This is a genomic window from Vibrio chemaguriensis, from assembly GCF_012275705.1.
Lineage (GTDB): Bacteria > Pseudomonadota > Gammaproteobacteria > Enterobacterales > Vibrionaceae > Vibrio > Vibrio diabolicus.
Genome location: NZ_SHOE01000023.1, coordinates 44,224 through 64,547, shown reverse-complemented (window position 1 = coordinate 64,547; position 20,324 = coordinate 44,224). Strand labels below are relative to the sequence as shown.

The following is a 20,324-nucleotide window of genomic DNA, read 5'->3' as shown; positions in this document are numbered from 1 at the left end:
ATGTTGTTCACACTCCTTTGGATAAGAAACAGCAATATTCAATTATTGGCAATAACTCACGCTACACAGGGAAACTGTTAACACAGTTTTATCAGGGTGTTTTTATGCTGTGTATTTTTGCGATCATGTCAGCGCTAAATGCGAAGAGGTTTAAGAGTTTGTTGCTATTCATCGCATACGTAACCAGACCTTACGGGCGCAAAGAGCTTGAAAATAGAGACAGAGACCACAGATGAGAATAGGCTCTTGTTATGTGAACACAAAGGATAATGGTTTGCATTGCGATTAGTGCTTGGGTATAAAGGTGTCAGAATGACTACACCAACAATAAACCATCATGTCTGAGCAATTTTTCCCGCAACTATTTCAAACTTCGAGTGAGATTACGCCTTACCTGCACGGTGATATTGGCGAAATAGGGCAAGAAGTTATTCATATCGAAAATGATATCAATCCGATCATTCAAGGCCTTTACCAACAGTTGTCTGAGGCTCATCCGGAAGCGGGGAAAGCGTATTGGTTGACGAGAACGTGGGATTTGTTGTGTTGGCAGCCTGTTTATGTTGCGTTCATTTCTATCTACGGTTTCCACACGTTGCCAAACATTCGTGAGATGGCGCAGCACCTCAAGCCTTGTTTTGTGTCTGGATATCGATTCGCTGACGAAACACATATACATGGTAAGCCAGAAGAATTAATAAAAGAGGCCGGACGTCAAATTCGAGAGTTGTTCGATTTCTACCAACAAGAAATGAGTCAATGGACGCGCATTCGCCCAGGCTTCACTCATCAATTGATGTCGGATGGGATCATGGCTTGTTTGATTCGTCTTCAACAGCGTTTTCCGAAAATGACCAACACGACATTGCGTGAACATGCCATCTTGTGGTTACAGGCATTGGGTTTAGATGCCAACAATAGTCATTCACTTTATGAGACATCACTGGATCAGCCGCTCAAATTGGTCAGAAAAAGCTGTTGTTTAGTCTATAAATGTGAAGGCAGAAAGCTTTGTGAAGATTGTCCTCGTTTAGAAAAAAATCGACAGCTTATGAGCAAGCATAATCCTAATTAACATTTGGTTAACTTATGTAACAGTGCTCGATTTGAGAGTGAGAATAAGTATCATTGCATGCTCTTGTTGACAACAAAAAGATAAATACAATGATAAAAAGGACGTTTTCTCTTAATCTCATCGTACTTGCGATGAGCAGTGGATACGCAGTTAGCTCAATAGCTGCGGAAGAACTTCAACAAACATCAACACCAAGTGATGAACAAATGGTGGTCGTGGGCAGTGTGATGCCGAAATCGATTTCTGATATTCCAGGAACGGTTTGGTTTGTAGGGCAAGAGGAAATTGCTCAGCAATATCGCGCGGGCAAGACACTTGGTGACATTCTTTCTGCAACCATCCCTTCTCTAGACGTTGGTACGGGTGGTCGAACTAACTACGGCCAGAACCTGCGTGGCAGAGCAATGTTGGTAATGATTGATGGTGTTTCACTGCAGTCTTCTCGCCCGATTAGTCGTCAGCTTGATGCGATTGACCCATTCAACATTGAGCGAATTGAAGTACTATCTGGTGCAACCTCCATTTATGGTGCTGGCGCTACAGGTGGTGTTATTAACATTATCACCAAGAAAGCTTACTCGGATGACTTATCGTTTGAATCGTATGTCAGTGGCACTACAGGTTTTAACAGCAGCGATGACTTTGATTACAAACTAGCTCAGTCTATCTCCGGTGGTAAAGATCGAATTGCCGCTAGGGGTTCGGTTGTGTACACCGAAACACAAGGCGCATTTGACGCAAATGGCGACATTGTCACGCCAGATATCTCCCAAGGCTCTCTGCAATACAACTCGACGCTTGATGTAATGGGATCGACAGAGATTCAAATCTCCGAAGCCAGCAAGTTAAACCTTCTCGCACAATACTATGACAGCCAGCAAGATTCGCCATACGGCTTGTACATTGTTAACAATAAATTTGTTGATGTACGAGAGGGATTCGATTCCGATCGTGAACACGGTACAGAGCGAGTTCTCTTAAGCGCGAACTACGCTCACGACAGCGTATTCGGTCATCAACTGATTGGCGAGTTGTCTTACCGAAGTGAAGACCAAACGTTTACTCCTTATTACCAAGGTGCTTCTCAGCAAAAGACAGAGGTTTTTGCTGGACGTTTGGCACTGGCAAAAAACTGGGAATCATTCAACCTTGTTTATGGTGTTGATGCGTATTTAGACCGTTTTGAGAGCAATCAAGCTCTATTCGATCCAAGCATTGCAAACAACTCTGGAAACTTGATTAATAAAACGTACGCCGAAGTTGGTCGTTACCCAGGTGTAGATGTAACGTCTTACGCAATGTTTGTTCAAGGTGACTATCAAATTAATCAAGATTGGTCCGTTCAAGCAGGCTATCGCTATCAATACATGGACAACAAGATTGATGACTTTGTTGCCTATAGCGTACAAAAGAAGATTGCCTCGGGTAAGGGGGTGTCAGCGGATGCGGTACCAGGTGGCAGCACCGACTACTCTGTAAGTCTGTTTAATTTGGGCACCATTTATCAGCTTAATGATGAATCTCAACTTTGGGCAAACTTCTCCCAAGGTTTCGAACTTGCTGACCCTGCGAAGTACTATGGTCAAGGCAGCTATGATGCTGTGGATGCAAACGGTCATTATGCGTTGAACAACAGCATTAATGTGTCTGACTCAAAAATGTCAGGTATTAAAACGGACAGCTATGAGATCGGTTACCGTCTTGATACCAACTCTCTTGCGCTTCAGGCGGCAGGCTATTACTCGCTTTCAGACAACTCCATCAAGTATGATAGAAAAACGTTGTTGATTACGAATGTTGACGACAAGCAGCGTGTTTACGGTGCAGAAGCAAACATCAATTACTGGGTGACCCGCGATATCCTGTTAGGGGCATCAGGACACTACGTAGTTTCTGAGCTGAAAACCGATGGTAAATGGGAAGATTTGAGCGCAGGTAAAGCCAGTACGGCTAAGGCTAATGCATGGGCTGCATACTACCAAGATTCGTACTCGATTCGTCTACAAAGTCAGACGATGTTTGATTACGAAGATGACGCCAACAATAAGTTGGAGGGCTACACCACGTTTGATCTTCTGGGTCATGTAACACTACCTGTTGGGCAGTTGGGCTTTGGTATTCAAAACCTATTTGACGAAGACTACACAACCGCTTGGGGTCAACGTGCGCAGATTCTTTACGCGGCACACTACGATGCAGCAGCTTACGACTACAAAGGAAGAGGTCGCACATTCACACTGAACTACAGTGTTGAATATTAGAGTCAATTCTCCTCGTACAACAAACAAAAAAGCCGCATAAAGCGGCTTTTCTTTTAGGCTTGATCTGTCGGCACTGTGTCTACAACATTTTTCGTGCTTTCCGAAGCTTGGTTTTGCTCTTCAGCTTCCATTTTTGCACGTTCAGCTTTGGAGATATAACGCGGCTTATTGCTCTTATGTAGCTTAGCGTTATGCTTCTTCTGCTTCGCTTTTAAGATCTGATTGATTTTCTTCTTGCGGTTCATGGTGGTGGTCCTTTAATTTAGCGGGGCAGGATAGTTATTTTTTTATCAAGTTACAATTAAATAAGCCCTTACTTCGGTCGCAAGATTCAAGTACGTTTCTATGTCCAATCATCTCTCGCGTTTTAATGGAGTCCAAATGAAAACACTGATCACTGAACGTTTGATACTACGTCTTGTGAGTGTAGATGATGCACCATTCATATTAGAACTTTATAACCAACCAGACTTTTACCGTTTTGTCGGAGATAAACAAATTCGTACTGAATATGAAGCGGCGCGTTATATAAAAGAAAACATGCTACGCATGCAAAAAGTTAAAGGCGTGAGTTTACTCGTAGTAGAGAAAAAGGAAGATGGACAGCCGATCGGTATTTGTGGGCTAGTTAAACGTGACACATTGCAACACTACGATCTCGGGTATGGTTTTTTACCTTCTGCTTATGGTTGCGGCTACGGAGTCGAGTCGGCAACCGCGGTGCTGGAATATGCTCGAGGGGAAATGAAACTCGATAAGTTGGCTGCCATCACCAACAATGACAATATTCGTAGTATAAGTTTGCTCAAAAAACTGGGCTTTGAGTTTGAACGAGTTGAGCAGCAATACGATAATGGTCGAACGTTAGAACTTTACACAATGACGTTGTGATTTTTGGAAGCTCATGAGCGATATTTTACTTGGCAAGCTCGCCACTGAATTTAAGACGGTAAAAGCCATGGTAGAGGTTTACTGTCACGATCACCATGGAACAAAAAGTGACTTGTGCTCAGAATGTCGTGAGCTGCTTGAATACGCAGAAGTTCGTCTTGACCGCTGTCCTTATGGAGAGAATAAACCTACGTGTAACAAGTGTCCGATTCACTGTTATAAACCGGACCCGAAAGAGCAAATGCGTTTGGTGATGCGTTACTCTGGCCCCAGAATGCTACTGAAACATCCCATCTTGGCGGTTCGTCATTTACTTCATGAAAAGCGCACAGTACCGGAAAAACCTGCAGCGAACGCGTCAAACCGTCACAAACGTTTATCTAAACAAAAAAGCGAAGAATAAAAAACGAGGGCGACATGCCCTCGTTTTCGTTGAGTAGAAGTTGCGTGGTTAGAGGCCAGCGGCCATACGCTGCTTAGTTTTGCTCGCTGCAAGTAGCATGTATACGCCAGTCGCAACCAACGCGGCAAACAAGTAGCCTAGTAAGCCATGTTCTTGGCCCATAAATTTATCAGCCACAACCGGGCCAGCAACAGAGCCAATGCTGTAGCTAAACAGCATGACTTGTGTGGCAGAGACAATAAAGCGCTCATCAAGTCCTTCGCAACCTAAGTTGATCGCAATTGGGTACAAGGCAAAAGTAGCTGCACCTAAAAAGAATAATGCAGCAGCTAATACCACGGCTGACGATGAAATAAAGGTCAAACCGATCGAAAAAATACCCAAAATACAGAAGAACGCCATTAGCACTGTGCGGCTCATGTATTTGTTCAATGTGGTCACCATTGGTTGAACCAACATGCCACCTAGGATCACTAGTGCCATCAATGTACCAATGTCTTGATGGTTGATTTTACGGTTAGTTAGCTCAACAGGCATTAATCCGTATATCGCGCCTAAGGTCAAACCTGATACAACACAACCAATAATTGCAGCATGGTTTAGCTTGGCAATTTGCTTAAATGACAAAGCGGTTGATTCATGGCTGTTTGGTTGTTCACACTCAATAAACATCAGCACCAACATCGCCATTAGGATCAGCGTTGTAATTGCAATGAACGGAACACCGCCACTGACGCCAAGTACACCAATGCCAAATTGGCCTAATGCAGAACCGCCATAAAGCGATAGCATGTACAAGCTCAAACGTTTTGCACGTGATGCTTCGTCGCCAGACATTAGCCAAGATTCAACAATGACAAAAACGCCCGCAACGGCAATACCTGCGATAAAACGAGCAGCAAGCCACACTAACCCATTAGCAAAAACGGGTAGCGTGACAATCGTTAGCGAGAATGCCGCTAAGCAGCCAATAAACGCTTTACGGTGACCAACTTGACGCACGACACGCTCAATAAACATCGCGCCGACCAATAAGCCGCCATAAAAAACACTCGCCAACCAACTCGCATAATCTGCTGAGATGTTGTATTCACCGAGCATGAGAGGGATCAAGCTCATTAAATAGCCCGAAGCCACCGCATAAAGAGACAGTGCGACAACTGGAACTGTAACTCGTGGTGATGCTGCAGGAACGACTGTGTTTTCCACTGTTTTGCGCCTATAAGTTAAATGAAATCTATGGGTTATTCGGCGCGAATATGAGGCTAATAGTTAGGCAAGTAAAATGATTAATTTAAGTCGTTTCGACAAATAATATTTGTTAAATAGATAGGTCGATAAGTTGCATAAAAACGCCAACCTACCAGTGAGGTTGGCGTGGAGGATTACTTATTAAGTGCTTGATTTAACCATTGATCAAACTGACTCTTAGGTAGCGCACCATTGATCATATCAACGCGTTGACCGTTCTTGAAAACCATGATGGTAGGAATGCTTCGAATGCCAAATTGTGCAGCGAGCGCTTGTTGTGCTTCTGTATCAATCTTTACAAAACGAGCCGTTCCTGCTTGTTCATGAGCGACATCCGAGAAAACAGGGGCAAAACCGACGCACGGATTACACCAAGGGGCCCAAAAGTCGACGACAACAGGCGTATCACTTTGTAATAGGACAGAAAAGTTATCTTGCGTTCCTTCGATAGGCGCGCCATCAAAAAGTGCACTTTTACATTTACCGCAAGTTGCAGACTCTGCAACACGCTCATTGGGGACACGATTCAGACCGCCGCATGAAGGGCAGCGAGTTTTAAACGATGACATGACTTCTTCCTTTATTACGTATTGATGAAAACATGACTTACCAGTCAGCCTCATTATTTGTATACTTATTTTTTAACCTGCCGAAATAACGCAGAGCAGGTTTGTATTTGAGCCTAAGGTTCTAAGAAATTTTATTAAAATACAACAATAAATAGGTCTGCGATGACAAATTACTACGCTGAAATTACAGGTTGGGGGAAATGTGTTCCTCCTGCCGTGCTCTCTAATGATGATCTTAGCACTTTCCTTGATACTTCAGATGAGTGGATTCGTACCCGCACCGGTATCGAAAACCGCCGTATTAGCCATGTAAATACTTCAGACATGGCAACCGTTGCTGCCAAACACGCATTGGCGCGCGCGGGCGTTGACGCAAGCGACGTTGATTTAATCATTGTGGCGACTTGTTCTCCGGATTCACTTATTCCAAACATCGCATCTAAAATACAGCAGAACTTGGGCATTCGTTCTGCGGCGGCCTTTGATTTAAATGCCGCATGTACGGGATTTGTCTACGGCCTTGAAACGGGCACACGTTTGATTCAATCAGGTAACTATCGCAACGCGATCATTATTGGCGCGGAAAGATTGTCTTTCTACATCGATTGGGCCATGCGAGATACCGCTGTTCTATTTGGTGATGGAGCGGGCGCCGTTGTGTTATCAAGAACAGAAAAAGAAACGGGTCTACTGCAATCTCAAATTGGTTGTGACGCTAAAGGTCGCGATATTCTTTCCGTACCAAAGTTTGGTACTTGTATGGACCGTTTTGCGGAAGACAACGGTTACTGGGATTTCAACTTCGTAGGACAAGAAATTTTCAAACGTGCGGTAAAAGGCATGGGGCTAGCTGCGAAAACCGTGCTTAAAGCATCACAGTTAACTACCGACCAAATCGACGTTGTTATTCCCCATCAAGCGAATATTCGTATTATTCAAACCCTATGTGACCTATCTGGGATCCCACACGACAAAGCGTTTGTGAACATCCAAAACTACGGTAATACTTCTGCAGCGACGGTGCCAATTGCATTATGTGAAGCGGTAGAGCAAGGCCGAGTTAACCCAGGTGATAACATGCTTCTTGCTGCATTTGGTGCAGGTTTGACATGGGGTGCGGCAGTATTGAAATGGGGTGACCGCGTAACGCCAATTGGTGAAAGTGATGCGGCTCTGCCTGAATGTGAGCAATCCGCGCTAGAATTACTTGAGCGTGCCATTAAGCTGTGTAACGAGCGCCGTCGCGACGAAGCGTAACGGACACTCAGCGGGAATGATATTGAGAAGGGAGCGTAAATGCTCCCTTTTTCATGACATGTTAAATAAGAGCTCATTAAAGCAGCTTAAGCCATAAAGCCAAGGTTTGAATTAGCGAAGTTGCGGATATTCGGGAACACGTATTCCAGTGCCGCGTTATCACTCACACCCATCCACTGCGCGAGGGTTGAGCCCACTTGATCAGCTGCAATTTGAGGTATGAGTCGACCTTGAGAATAGTCATCGTTTCCGCCCAATACTAGTTCAGGCCATGTGCCGATAGGTCGCTGACCATTCACCGCGCCCCCAATCAATAGTTGATGACCACCCCAACCGTGATCGGTGCCGTTACCGTTGCTTGTCATCCGTCGACCAAAGTCAGACATTGTAAAAGAAGTGACTTGCTTGTTTAGCCCCAACCGCGCAATCGCACGATACATTGCTAAGAGGTTAGTTGCTAGATCTTCGAGTAGTACGGGGTGTCGAACTAATTGAGAATCGTGTAGGTCGTAGCCAGAGTGTTTAACAAAGAAGACTTGTCGTTGTTGCTTTAACACATCTTGGCTTGCGATCAATTTATAGACGGTTTGCATCTGCTTGCCGAGTGTTGATGAGGTGAACAGCGGCGCGTCATCAATATGATTGAGTTGCTCGCTTAGTACACGGCTCATCATCATAGACTCATCAACCATCAAATTAAAGTGACCACTAAACGGATTCTCTGTTTGATGAGAAAGCAGTTGGTCATAGATCCCCTTATATAGCGGGTTATCAATCGCGGTAAGCTGAACCGCACGGTCTTTTTTCAGCACGGTTTGGCGGTGTTCCATCGCGCGTAACCAAAGCGAGTTCCCGTGCACACTGTATAGTGGGGTTATTTCTGATTCAGAAGTTAATACGTCCAACATTCTGCCCGCCCAACCCAAATTGCTAGATTCTTGCATACCACCAAGTAACCAAGCGTCTGTTTGTGAATTGTGGGAAAATAGTTGCTCGGGAAGTGACGCTTCACCTAGCTCAATCGCTTGTTTTGTAACGGGATGGTTGAGAATGCCGCTATTGAGCACGATATTGGCATCGCCTTGTTCGAAAATTGAAGACAGCGCCTTTAGTTTGGGGTGTAAGCCAAGTTCTACCAGATTATCCGAGCTATCGGCGGTACGCAAATTGATAGGGAGTATGTCGTCTTTAGCGACAGAAAGAGCACCTCTGACTTTGGCATATTGGTTATAGTGCGCGTCAGACAACGGCAGTACAGTGTTGAACGCATCGTTTCCACCTGCTAAATAAACACATATCAATGCTCGAAAGTCATTGGATGGCGCCGCGAGAGAATAACCCGGTAGACCAAGCGAAGCTAAAGCGCCCATCGATGCAGTGCTTTTTATAAAATGTCGTCGTGAAATATCCATAATCCACTCCTAATCCTGAATATAGAATTCATCGCCGGAAATGGCGGTAAAAATCACCAAGGCGAGCTTTGTTGTTGGCACATAGTCCTCACGATATTCATCTAACACGGTGAGCATGAGTTTTTTTAATTCCGCCGAGGCCGTTCCAGCAAAGAAGCGTTCGTTAACCAGCTCGACTAAGGCATCGTGATCATCCAAAAGAAGATAGAACTCGCCGAGATCGAGTGTGTAGGAATCACCGCCGCCTCTGCGAGAGCTGGTCAACATATAGTTGACCAAATCGGTATAAACGGACCAGTTCAGTAGCTCATACTCCGGAGAGCTAATACCAGACTCCGTAAACTCGTTAGATGGTTGGTAGTCAGGAGAGTAAAAATTAAATACGGAAGGAGAACGAAGAGGTCCTTGATTGGCGATATTCATCATCGTAGTAGCGTCTTCGTAACGTGTAGATTGGATTGTAAAACCCGCTGCTCGATGAAAATTAGTTAGGACCAGTATTGGCTCTTTCACTTTTATTGGCGGGGTATCTGTCATGCCTAGAGCCTCAGAATCGAGCAAGATGGCATGAATGACCGCGTTTAAATCTCCTTTTTCTCCTTCGCCATTGTTATTGAATACCGAAGCAACACGTGCGATGTACTCCGGACTTGGATTCGAAGTTACAAAACGTTGGATAAGTAGCTTAGAAACAAACGGCGCCATGTTTGGATGAGACATCAAAATATCGATCACTTTTGAAAGCTCTTCTTGCGCAGTTAAACCCGCAGGAATTGTGTTACCAAGCAATCGTTTCTCGCCACCATCGTGTCGGTGGCTGATGACTCGCATCGGTTCGACAAACGCTAAATCGGCATTTTTCCACCCAGTTAATGCTCGAGCGAGCTCTTGAATATCCGTTTGGGTATATGTGGGGATAGGCTTACCCGTTGTACGATCAAGCTTTTTACTGCCATCGATATTCAGTTCATACAAGCCTAGGGTGAATAACTGCATCAACTCTCGAGCGAAGTTCTCATCAGGTAATGCACCCGTCGTGTTGTTCTCTTTTACGCTACCGAGCATGGACAAATAGCTGCCCATAACAGGATGAATGGAAACGTCATATAATAAATCTCGGTAGTTGCCAAAAGCGTTAGCAATCAATACATCATAGTAGTCGACTAGACCTGTGGGCTTACTGGAAAGAACACCGCCATAGCGAGAGACCACTAAGATCTGGCTTAATGCATACGCCATGCGTTGTCTGAGTTGATCATCAGCAGTAATAACAATTTGATACCAAGCGTTTTCGCGATTGGATTGTGCGCCTTTGGAAAAAGGTGTCCGATAGAGCGGTTGATGATAGGTGGCAGGAAGGTAGATTTGTTGAGATATCCAACTTTCCATCCCGACTTCTTCTACCTCATCAATTAATGTTGGTGTTGGCCCAAAAGTGCTCTGATAGAGGAAACGCGCAACGGTTTGATCGGAGGGCGTTAGTTCCATTTCTGCTGGTACTGAAGGGACGTAACTTAGTAATACGATAATCAACCCTAGTACCCAACAAGAGATTTCATACTGTTTCTGACGTCTCATAGTTAACTCGCTTACCCGAGGGAACGACTTAAATCCATTTAAAGGGAGTGATTAAGCTCATTTGAGCTAAATAATAAATTTAGAAAAATCAAGCAGCTGCAGGAACGAGTATAGTATCTATAAGTGACTAACAAAAAACTCAATCTATGAATTTGGTACTTTAGTGCTAGATGTTTTTGATATTTATTTAGGTAACGTACTGATATTTAATATCGCGTGAGAATAGGGTCAAACAGTGATATAGCGAGGAATGTGTGGTGATACTGCAATAATGCGGTCAACGTGAGAGTGATGCAATTATTAAGTCTGCAATATAACTTAAACTAATTTATGAGCTAATAAATAAAGTTGCTTTATTGGCACAAGAGAAAACCGCATGGGTGTTCTCTTGTACAAAGTAAAAGGATTATTTTCTAGCAAGTTTATGGTGAGCCCGGGAGAAGTGATCGGCACAAAATGCGCCCACAATCGAGAGTTCGCCAGCCAGGCAAAGCGCAGCTGAGACTTCGGCTAAGGCTTTCGCTTTGCCGTTGCCGTGCAAACCTAAAATATCCAAACATGCTTTTTGCGTAGGAAGGCCAGTGCCCCCGCCAACCGTTCCCACCATGATGTTTGGCAAGGTTACGCACGCGTACAAGTTGCCTTGAGCGTCCACATCCATACGAGTGATACCAATGGCAGACTCTGCAACACAAGCGGCATCTTGACCGCAAGCAATGTACAGCGCGGCAAGAGCGTTTGCGTAATGCGCGTTGACGCCAATCGTCCCGCTGAGTAAACCGCCCACCGTGGTCATTTTGCCAAATTGAACCATAGACTCCGGCGTCGTATGCAGATATTTTTCCACCAACTCAGCAGGAATGGTCACTTCGGCGGATACTTTCTTACCGCGTACCGAGCGCAGTGTGTGCGCGTTTGGTTTTTTGTCGCCTGATAAGTTGCCATCCAAGAATGCTTGAGTTGGTTTGATTGGGCTGGTCGCCAAAATATGATGGAACACTTCGTTTGTTGCGATGGTCACCATGTTTTGTCCGGAAGCGTCACCGGTCACGTATTCAAAGACCAAATAAACGTGGTTTCCTTCGATATTTACATTGATATCTTTGAGTTTGCCATGTGAGGTGGTGGATTCCGCTATTTGACGAAATACTTCAAACTGGGTCACAACCCAACTGACGAACTGGCCAGCGTTGGCAAGGTTATTAAAGGCGAACACTGGTGTTCGGCTCACCCCTTCACTCAGCAACAATGCGCTCGCGCCACCAGCGGCGGTAATAAGACTTGCGCCACGGTTGTAGGAAGCGACTAACGCGGCTTCTGTCGTTGCGAGCGGAACCAAAAAGTCATCGTTCGCATACAAACCGTTGACGCGTAAAGGGCCTGCGATGCCGACCGGCACATTGACAGTACCAATGAAGTGCTCGATGTTGTTGGAGTAAGCGTAGCAATGTGACTGCGTGAAAGGATCAAGAAGATGATCTTTATTGGTCACGTGTTCTAATACTTGCCAACGGCGCGCCAAATGCTTATCCGATAGGCCAGGGCTTAAGCAGAGACGTTTGTCTGGCTTGTGAAACTTCGGTTCTAATGCCGATTGAATCTTACTGCTGGTTTCGATATCGGAAAGGGCGGAGCTTTGAACAGGGTTATCTTGGTTTAACTTCGGCATACAAACGTTAACTGAAAAATCGAACCAGAGATTGTAGTGATTGGGGCTTTGATTACAACGTTGATTATACGTTTTGCAACAAATACCACTGTGTGAGCGCCTTTGTTATCCAAGTAATTTGATATTGGAGCGGAGGATTTACCGGAAATAAATGGGTTTTGACAATGAGTGCTGTAGTGAAAAGAAGAATCGGGGGTAGAGAATTTAGATGGCTTAGGCCGCTGCGGATTTGAGTCGAAAAAGTGTAAGCATGAGTACCTTAAAAGCGGACTGGCTCAATCTATGAAAGGAATAAATTGTCTAACCCAGTCCCTTGGGTCAGACGCTAGTTTGAATCAGTTGTTCAAAAACTAGTTGAAGGCGCGAGCCACACGTCCCGCACTTTGAATACGGTAATGGCCAACGTAAGCAGGAACAAATACAGATTGTCCTTTCGCGGCGGTTAACGTCTCACCGTTATCACTGATGAGTGTCAGGTCGGCATCAATCGCCATCAAAATCTCTGCGCTGTTTGCCTCAACCACTTCATTGTTCGGTTGGTTAAGAATGCTGAAACTAAAGTCTGCCACTGGAACGGGGTAAAGGCTCCGGCAACCATTTGCATTGGGTTCAAGAACAAGGCTGTTAAACGGCTTAGGCACAAAGTCTGTGCATTTAACCAGTTCTTTAACATCCATGTGTTTCGGCGTGAGTCCTGCACGCAAAACGTTATCTGAGTTCGCCATGATCTCTAATCCCGTACCTTTAATGTAAGCGTGTGGCGTTCTTGCGCTCAGGAACATCGCTTCGCCAGGTTGCAGCGTGATGACATTCAACAGTAATGGCGCAAACAAGCCGACATCGCCGGGGTATTGAGTGGATAGATCCAAGATGAGCTGGAAAACGTCGCTGTCAGTGCCTTGCTCCGATTGACGTGAAGCGTGGGCAAGAAGCTGTTTCAGTGCTCGCTCTTTTGTTTCTCCTTCCATGGTCAGAATGTGCACAAAGAAATCGCGTAAACCTTGTGAGTTGATTTCGCGTTTGAATTCATCTAGCGGTGCGCGTAGCTCATCGATATCGCAAAGGCTAAATGCTTCAATAATCTCGGCATACGAGCGAAAACCGTTCATGGCTTGGTAACTTGTCAGCGCGTACACCAACTCAGGTTTGTGGTTTGGATCTTTGTAGTTACGATGGCTCGCGTTTAGTGGGATGCCAGCACTTTGCTCTTTTTCAAAACCTACCTCGGCATCTTGTTTGCTTGGGTGAACTTGAATCGACAGCGCGTGTTCGGCCGCTAAGATCTTAAACAGAAAGGGCAGGTCGCCAAATTTCGCTGCGGTTTCTGCTGATAAGTAAGCGGGTTGGTTTTGTTTGATCAGTTCAGACAAAGGCAGCGTGTTTTGCTCAATCTGAACTTCAGAGCAGCCGTTTGGGTGAGTCCCCATCCATACTTCTGCTTGAGGCTCATTCGTTTCGTTAGAAAAGCCAAACAAATCGTGAATAGAAGAGGTGCTTCCCCAAGCGTAGTTTTGGATTTTGTTGTTCATTTGAAAGAAGCTATGCGATGAAATAGTGTTCAAATTCATGAATTTTTCCCATAGTTAACCCTCCGAACTGAATCGGAAGAAAAATTGAGCAGAGATACGTTAAATAAGGATGGCGAGCGCGGTTAGGTCACTCGCCAATTTGCCCGAAGGGCGATAAGTCGATTTACAACCGAGGTTTTGGTTCGAGTGGTTTTCGTGATGGTTGCGCTTGCAAAAATGGCAGCAACAAAAGGCCAATGACGGCTGCACAAACTGAAATGGTGATGAAGAAACCCGTCCAATGATATTCTTCAAGAATTAACGCTAGTGGATAGCCAGACAATGCTGCGCCCATGTAGGCGAACAAGCCCACGAATCCTGTTGCCGCGCCGGCAGAATCTTTGTGAGAGCACTCCGCCGCCGCCATACCGATTAGCATTTGTGGTCCAAAGACAAAGAAGCCGATGGAGAACAATCCCGCCGCTTGGAATGCAAAGTTGGTCAGGGGCATTAGCCAAAGCGCAGAGACAGATAAGAAAATCCCAATCGCGAACAGCAAGTTCATTGGCCCGCGGTTACCGCCAAAGAGTTTGTCTGAGCCCCAACCCGCAACCAATGAACCAACAAAACCACCGATTTCAAACATAGAAAGGGCAGCGTTGGCGTTAATCAGGCTATAGTGATGCTGCTCGGTTAAATACAGGTTTCCCCAGTCGTTGATTGCGGTTCGGACTATGTAAACCAACACATAACTGAACGCGAGCAGCCAGATGTATTTGTTGTTAAATACGTACGATTTCAGAATTTCGCGATAGGTGAGGCCACGTCCGTAATTTTCTTGCGCAAGTTCTAGCGCGTCGTTGCGCCATTGTCCGACACTTGGTAAGCCCATTGTTGTGGGTTTGTCGCGCAATCGCCAACAAACGAATAGACCGAGTAATACACCGATGATGCCGGGTAGAATAAAGCCTTCACGCCAGCTGTAGTGCAACGTTAAATAGCCCACCAAAATAGGGATCAGCGCGCCACCAACGTTGTGTGCGGTGTTCCAAATCGCCCATAAGAAGCCACGCTCGGAGCGTGAATACCAAGTGGTTAGCAGCTTGGAGCACGAAGGCCAGCCCCAGCCTTGGAACCACGCGTTTAAGATCCACAGAGTAATGAAAGCTGCGAGTGAGCTAGAAAAGCCGAACGCGATGTTGACCAGACCTGTCGCAATCAATCCTAATCCCATGAAATAACGAGGGTTAGAGCGGTCTGAAATCGTACCTGAAATAAACTTCGAGCAGCCGTAAGTAATGTAGAAAAGCGTACCGATAAGACCCAAATCGCCTTTATCTAAGCCAAGATCGGTAATCATCGCTGGTGCGGCGTAGTTAAAGGTCTTACGGGTAAAGTAAAAACCTGCGTAGCCGATGTACATCCCCAACATAATATGCAAACGCCAATGGCGGTAACGCTGGTCGATTTGCTCTTTGCTCAGACTCGGTTGAGTAAATTTAGGTGAACGTAAAAATCCAAACATCTTGAGTTACACCTTAGGTAAAGTAATGCTGATTTGTGTGCCAATCACTTGATCGCTGGTGGAGTAGATAACCATTTTTCCACCTAACGCGTGCACACGCTCTTGCATGCCGCGAACGCCCATGCCTTTCATGCTGTCCTGAACCTTGAAGCCGACACCATTATCGTGAATCATCAGTGACACCGCAGCTTCTCCGATCGTCAGCTCAATATTGATCAACTGCGCTTCTGCGTACTTGGCTGCGTTATTTAATGACTCTTGGCATAAACGGAATAGGGTTACTTTGAGCGTATCACTCAAGCTGGTGTAATCGCCTTGCCAGTTCAGTTGAACAGTCGTTCCGTGATTGGCGAATTCCATCTCTCGCGTCAGTTGCTCGACGGATTCTTTTAAGTCCAAATCATCCAGCATTTTGGGTCTTAGTTTGCTCAACAGTCGCTTAGTGGTGTCGTACACGTTGAGGGAAAGCCCTTCGATCATGTCGGCGCAACCCACGCTTGTTTCTGCGTTATTTACCCGCTTGATGATGTTGGCTTGTGTGCGGATCGCCGTGATGTTCTGGCCGATTTCGTCATGTAGCTCGCGCGCAATATCGCGTCTTACCGATTCTTCCGCTTTGATAAGCTGGCGAGACAAATTCTGATTGCGTGCAAGCTCGCTGCGCAGTTTGTGATTGAGGTCTTTTTGTTTCTGAACCCCTAAACCGAGCATAATGCCAGTGATGGTTTGCGCCGAGAGAGACAACAACAAATCGGTGATTTCTAGATTCGACACCCCGCTACGAGCCGCAATCAGCGCGATACTGTTAAGCATGGTGGCGAGTAGGGCACCTTGCCAGCCGTAACGCAGAGCAAGCACGATGATTGGAATCGCCATACAAAATGGCGCAAATCGTTTTAGCTCTTCAGGCAAACTGGTTTGCACCAAAATACTGCCGATCAAAAGCAGCGCATAAAGCACGATATGACGCACCTGAAATACAACGGCATTACTAAGTAGGAGAGAGCTAAGCGGAGACCAACGACTTTGGAACAAATAACTCCATAACAAGTAGCACATAGGCACCACGAGCAAGCCTCCAGAAATGCTAGCCAGCCATACCATGTAAACCGAAGGAACGTGAAAACCAACGGCCATCACATTAATAAACGCGCTAATAATAATGACTGCGCTCATCACGGCTAAATGGCGGTTTTGGTCTCCGTAGTAATATTTTTTCGCAATCAGAGTGACCGGGATACTGGCAATGCTCGCAATCAGCACGGTAAGCCACTGCGGTTGACCCAGTAACATCGCAAGTGCGATGGAAAGCCCCCACTCCGAAAGGTAAATCGTCGGCCAATAAGCGGTGCGAGTGTGCAGGGCGACACCTAATCGTAAAGCGAAAGGAAACAATAAGATCGCTAGTTCTGGATCATTGACAAAGTAATAGGCAATCACCCATAAGCAGAACCAGGCGCAAGCCATAACAAAAAGTCCGCAAATGGTGGTAATAGCATAAGCTCGCATTAAAAGGACTCTTGAGAAAATAGTTTGGCGAGCTCAACGTTGTTTTTCACGCCGAGTTTGTCGATGGCATTTGCACGATGAACATGCACGGTCTTGTGGCTCAAGCCAAGCTCTGCCGCGACGGATTTTACATCCAGCCCTTTGGCTAAAAGCTGGCAAACTTCATTTTCGCGTCTTGTTAGTTGGCAAAGCGATGCAGCTTTGTCACTTGGTGTTGCCAGTTTGATGGCAATGTCGGAGGTAAGATAGCAGCCGCCAGACGCACTGGTTCTCACGGCTTGAATAAGTTCGTCTGGGCTACAGCGTTTGCTTAGATAGCCTTTTGCACCAAGTTTTAGTGATTTTTCCACCATCGCAGGGGAGTCATGCACGCTAAGCATCACGCAGGCAATGCCAGTTGGTATTTCGCTAAGAAAGTTTAAGCCGCTTTCATCTGGCATGGAAATATCTAGGATGACGACGTGTGGATGTACCGAAGGCAAGCCTGTGCGTGCTTCTGCGACAGAGCCGAACTCACCAACAACGGTAATATCACTTTCTAAATTTAATAATTGTGCGAAACCCGAACGCACGATGACGTGATCATCAACTAGAGCAACATGAATCATTATTACAACCAAATAGAGCAGACGACTAACAACAAGCTCCAACAGGAGCCAATAGAAAAATCTTTAATGATACTGAATTGAACCATGCTTTTTAATGATCTTGCGCGCTTTACCGAAGTAAAGCGCGCAGAGAAGTTAGGCTTGGTCTTGTGCAAGTTGAAGCTTCTTCGCGTGTCGAATCTTCTTCTCTTCCGCGATAGCGACGAAAGCAAGCAAAACAATACAAATCATGGCGGAGGTATCTAGGGCTGCGAAGGTACCTTTCCAACCTGTTAAGCCGAAGATAGGTGTACCGTCTGCAATCATACCGAGACCAAGTTTCGCGAAGCTGTCACCGATTAGGTAAGCGAATGTACCTTTTACGCCGTCAGCCACACTGATTGCTTTTTTAGGGACAAAACCAACCGCGGCAACACCGATAAGAAGTTGCGGACCAAACACCAAGAAGCCCAATACAAATAGAGAGGCCAAGTACATGAACTCGCTAGTGGCGTGCTGGTAGAACTCAAGCGACACGATGATCAAACCAAGAGACACACAAGCAACCAATGCGCGGCGACCATTTGCTAGGTCAGACAGGTAACCCCACATCAAAGTACCCACAAGCGCACCAACTTCGAACAGAGTAAAGCCAGAGATTGCCGTTTCTTTTGACAGGCCAAGCTCTTGGTATGCGTATACCGTTGACCATTGGTCGATACCGATACGAACGATGTAAAGGAAGATGTTTGCAAAGCAAAGTAGCCAGATAACTTTGTTTTTAAGAACGTATTCAACAAAGATTTCTTTCTTGGTCATCTGGTTTTCTTCAGCGGCGGTGTCTTCTTCACTCACTGCTTCATCGAAAAGTTCTTCTACTTTACCTAGACCGTAAGCTTCTGGTGAGTCGCTACCAAAGCGCATACCGATAAAGCCAACGATGATTGCGATGATAGAAGGGAACACGAACATGCCGATTACGTGGCCGTCGAATAGGTAGTTAGCACCGAAAAGAGCAACACCCGCTGCGCCCGCGCCACCAACGTTGTGCGACATGTTCCACAAGCCTAGGTAAGAGCCGCGTTTGTTACGAGGTGTCCATTTTGTAATGGTTGAGTAACTAGAAGGGCCACCAGTACTTTGGAAGAAACCACTCAGAGCGTAGAAAGCCACCATCAAGAACAGGCTTGCACTACCGCCGCCCATGCTGAAGCTGAAACCAAGCATTGCAAGACCAGAAAGGATCAGCATAAAAGGGAGGAATTGCTTGGTGTTCTTACCGTCAGCGTAGTAAGACACAACGGTTTTACCGATGCCGTATGTGATGGAGAAGCCAAGGCCAATAAGACCTAGGTCTGTCATGCTCAAACCGTAAGTTGAGATCATGTCGTTTTGCGCGACATTGAAGTTCTTACGAATCAAGTACATGGTTAGGTAGCCGATGAATACGACCAAGTAAGATTGGATGAACGGTTTAAACCACATCTTTCTTCTAACTTCGACAGGAAGATCGAGGGTCGGCTTCCGCACCTGTTCGAGGAATTTTAACATGATGAACTCTCTTGTAATTGTTTTAGAAACACAACGGAGACCGTTATGCGCTCTTGTTACCTTTGACTGAGCGGAATTCTAGAGAGTGGTTTTGTGAGGCACATGAGATGGTTGCCTAGATCGGCTAGGAAAAATTCCTAGAAATGCCTAGGAAGGCGGAAAAGCGTGAAAAGAGTCACACAAAATCCTTACTAATTTATGGGTTTTTGACAGGGTTCTTATCGGATTGGAAAGCGTTCAAATGCAAACGGATTAATATTCATAAGCTTAGTGCTGACAAGGGGTGAGCACGTTTGGTTGGACAGAATAGTGTCTTGTCGCTAAGTATCAATTGGGAACGAGAAGCAAACAACAGAGACCCGGAGGTCTCTGTTAGAAATATTAGGAATTCGGCTAGGTTGACGTGTTAAGGCGCAGGGCTGTATAGACGCGGCGAGCCGTGTTTTGGCAAGTGAATTAGGTTCAAATGGTTTCTTCTTGCCCATTCGACGGTTAACGCTGTGGGTGCAGATAAGCAAACCAGAGTGGGGATACGCGCGCGAACGGCTTTGTGGATCAACTCTAAGCTGCAACGGCTGGTCATTATTGCGAAGCCAATTTGAGGTTCGATGTGATTGTTGGCCAATGCGCCAATCAACTTATCTAGCGCGTTGTGGCGGCCGATGTCCTCTCGGCACAACTTGATGTTGCCTTGTAAATCTGCAAATAAAGCGGCGTGTAACGCGCCAGATTCACGTGCGGCTTCTTGATGCTGTGCGACTTTGTCTCGCAGCCCTTCGAATACATTGGAGCGCGGAGGAAGAGACGGTGTCAGTGGCACCAAATCAGGCAAAGCTTGTTCAAGAGCCTCGACGCCACAAATGCCGCATCCGGTTGTGCCAGCAAGATTTCGGCGTTGTGTTTTTAACGCCCAGAAAGCGCGGTTGCTGATTTCCACTTCCGCATAGTGAGATTCGTGATCGCCACCAATTTCAATGTCTTTGATCTCTTTGAAGTCGTGGACGATGCCTGTGCTTAGGCTAAATCCTTTCACGAAGTCTTCCAGATGGCCTGGCGTCACCATCATGACCGCTTGGCTAATGCCGTTGTAGCTGATAGCTAAAGCTGACTCACTCGCCAGCGACATTTGTTGCACTGGGCGGCCATCAATCAATTCTCGGTAATTGAATGCACTTGGTTGAGGTGGTGCTTGATTGAAATCGGACAGTTCAAAATAAGATTGAGTAGTACATCTCATGAAATCACCTCATAAGCCGTTGTGTATGCCAAACATTGACG

Annotated in this window: 17 protein-coding genes; 5 read left to right on the top strand and 12 right to left on the bottom strand. The window is 45.8% G+C overall.

What is annotated here, in order from left to right; genetic code table 11:
- Window positions 1-337 precede the first annotated feature (337 nt).
- Together EX191_RS18565 and EX191_RS18560 are read left to right on the top strand one after the other, a co-directional pair.
- Window positions 338-1,075 (top strand): siderophore ferric iron reductase, encoded by a 738-nt coding sequence (locus EX191_RS18565; RefSeq protein WP_193448241.1) that lies wholly within the window; start codon window positions 338-340, stop codon window positions 1,073-1,075.
- 89 nt (window positions 1,076-1,164) lie between these two features.
- Window positions 1,165-3,336, top strand: a complete 2,172-nt coding sequence (locus EX191_RS18560; RefSeq protein ID WP_193448240.1) for a TonB-dependent receptor — start codon at window positions 1,165-1,167, stop codon at window positions 3,334-3,336.
- A 53-nt stretch (window positions 3,337-3,389) separates the two neighbouring features.
- Here EX191_RS18560 and EX191_RS18555 read toward each other — a convergent pair whose 3' ends face one another.
- On the bottom strand, window positions 3,390-3,581 hold the full coding sequence (locus EX191_RS18555) for a DUF2986 domain-containing protein (RefSeq protein WP_104973717.1): 192 nt from the start codon (window positions 3,579-3,581) through the stop codon (window positions 3,390-3,392).
- Window positions 3,582-3,717: 136 nt separating this feature from the next.
- Here EX191_RS18555 and EX191_RS18550 point away from each other — a divergent pair, with 136 nt between their 5' ends.
- Complete coding sequence (locus EX191_RS18550; RefSeq protein WP_182036266.1) at window positions 3,718-4,227, top strand: GNAT family N-acetyltransferase; 510 nt, start codon at window positions 3,718-3,720, stop codon at window positions 4,225-4,227.
- Window positions 4,228-4,240: 13 nt separating this feature from the next.
- Window positions 4,241-4,630, top strand: a complete 390-nt coding sequence (locus tag EX191_RS18545; RefSeq protein WP_182036267.1) for a nitrous oxide-stimulated promoter family protein — start codon at window positions 4,241-4,243, stop codon at window positions 4,628-4,630.
- A 48-nt stretch (window positions 4,631-4,678) separates the two neighbouring features.
- Here EX191_RS18545 and EX191_RS18540 read toward each other — a convergent pair whose 3' ends face one another.
- Window positions 4,679-5,839 carry an MFS transporter gene (locus EX191_RS18540; protein WP_012842235.1) on the bottom strand — a complete coding sequence of 387 codons (1,161 nt, stop codon included), beginning with the start codon at window positions 5,837-5,839 and terminating at the stop codon, window positions 4,679-4,681.
- A 176-nt stretch (window positions 5,840-6,015) separates the two neighbouring features.
- Window positions 6,016-6,450 carry a thioredoxin TrxC gene (trxC, locus tag EX191_RS18535; RefSeq protein ID WP_012842236.1) on the bottom strand — a complete coding sequence of 145 codons (435 nt, stop codon included), beginning with the start codon at window positions 6,448-6,450 and terminating at the stop codon, window positions 6,016-6,018.
- A gap of 162 nt (window positions 6,451-6,612) precedes the next feature.
- Here trxC and EX191_RS18530 point away from each other — a divergent pair, with 162 nt between their 5' ends.
- Window positions 6,613-7,707, top strand: coding sequence for a ketoacyl-ACP synthase III (locus tag EX191_RS18530; protein WP_005394577.1), 1,095 nt, complete (start codon window positions 6,613-6,615; stop codon window positions 7,705-7,707).
- 86 nt (window positions 7,708-7,793) lie between these two features.
- Here the strand turns inward: EX191_RS18530 and EX191_RS18525 are convergent, their stop codons facing one another.
- The 9 genes from EX191_RS18525 to fdhD all read right to left on the bottom strand — a co-directional run bounded on the left by EX191_RS18525 (window position 7,794) and on the right by fdhD (window position 20,283).
- The gene (locus EX191_RS18525) at window positions 7,794-9,119 is read right to left on the bottom strand and encodes a DUF1501 domain-containing protein (RefSeq protein ID WP_193448239.1); all 1,326 of its coding nucleotides are present in this window, start codon (window positions 9,117-9,119) and stop codon (window positions 7,794-7,796) included.
- 9 nt (window positions 9,120-9,128) lie between these two features.
- Window positions 9,129-10,697: a DUF1800 domain-containing protein gene (locus tag EX191_RS18520; protein ID WP_193448238.1), complete on the bottom strand. Its 1,569-nt coding sequence runs from the start codon at window positions 10,695-10,697 to the stop codon at window positions 9,129-9,131.
- Window positions 10,698-11,103: 406 nt separating this feature from the next.
- Window positions 11,104-12,366 (bottom strand): hydroxymethylglutaryl-CoA reductase, encoded by a 1,263-nt coding sequence (locus EX191_RS18515; protein WP_193448237.1) that lies wholly within the window; start codon window positions 12,364-12,366, stop codon window positions 11,104-11,106.
- 350 nt (window positions 12,367-12,716) lie between these two features.
- Window positions 12,717-13,934, bottom strand: a complete 1,218-nt coding sequence (gene manA, locus EX191_RS18510) for a mannose-6-phosphate isomerase, class I (protein ID WP_193448236.1) — start codon at window positions 13,932-13,934, stop codon at window positions 12,717-12,719.
- A 124-nt stretch (window positions 13,935-14,058) separates the two neighbouring features.
- A complete protein-coding gene (uhpC, locus tag EX191_RS18505) occupies window positions 14,059-15,399 on the bottom strand; it encodes an MFS transporter (RefSeq protein ID WP_025794408.1) in 1,341 nt (446 codons plus the stop codon).
- 6 nt (window positions 15,400-15,405) lie between these two features.
- Entirely contained in the window at window positions 15,406-16,908 is a 1,503-nt protein-coding gene (gene uhpB, locus EX191_RS18500) for a signal transduction histidine-protein kinase/phosphatase UhpB (protein ID WP_193448235.1), read from the bottom strand.
- Entirely contained in the window at window positions 16,908-17,516 is a 609-nt protein-coding gene (gene uhpA / locus EX191_RS18495; protein WP_193448234.1) for a response regulator transcription factor UhpA, read from the bottom strand. The genes uhpB and uhpA overlap by 1 nt, the downstream gene beginning before the upstream one ends.
- Before the next feature lie 135 nt (window positions 17,517-17,651).
- The gene (uhpT, locus tag EX191_RS18490) at window positions 17,652-19,046 is read right to left on the bottom strand and encodes a hexose-6-phosphate:phosphate antiporter (protein ID WP_104970731.1); all 1,395 of its coding nucleotides are present in this window, start codon (window positions 19,044-19,046) and stop codon (window positions 17,652-17,654) included.
- A 406-nt stretch (window positions 19,047-19,452) separates the two neighbouring features.
- The gene (fdhD, locus tag EX191_RS18485; RefSeq protein ID WP_193448233.1) at window positions 19,453-20,283 is read right to left on the bottom strand and encodes a formate dehydrogenase accessory sulfurtransferase FdhD; all 831 of its coding nucleotides are present in this window, start codon (window positions 20,281-20,283) and stop codon (window positions 19,453-19,455) included.
- Window positions 20,284-20,324 lie beyond the last annotated feature (41 nt).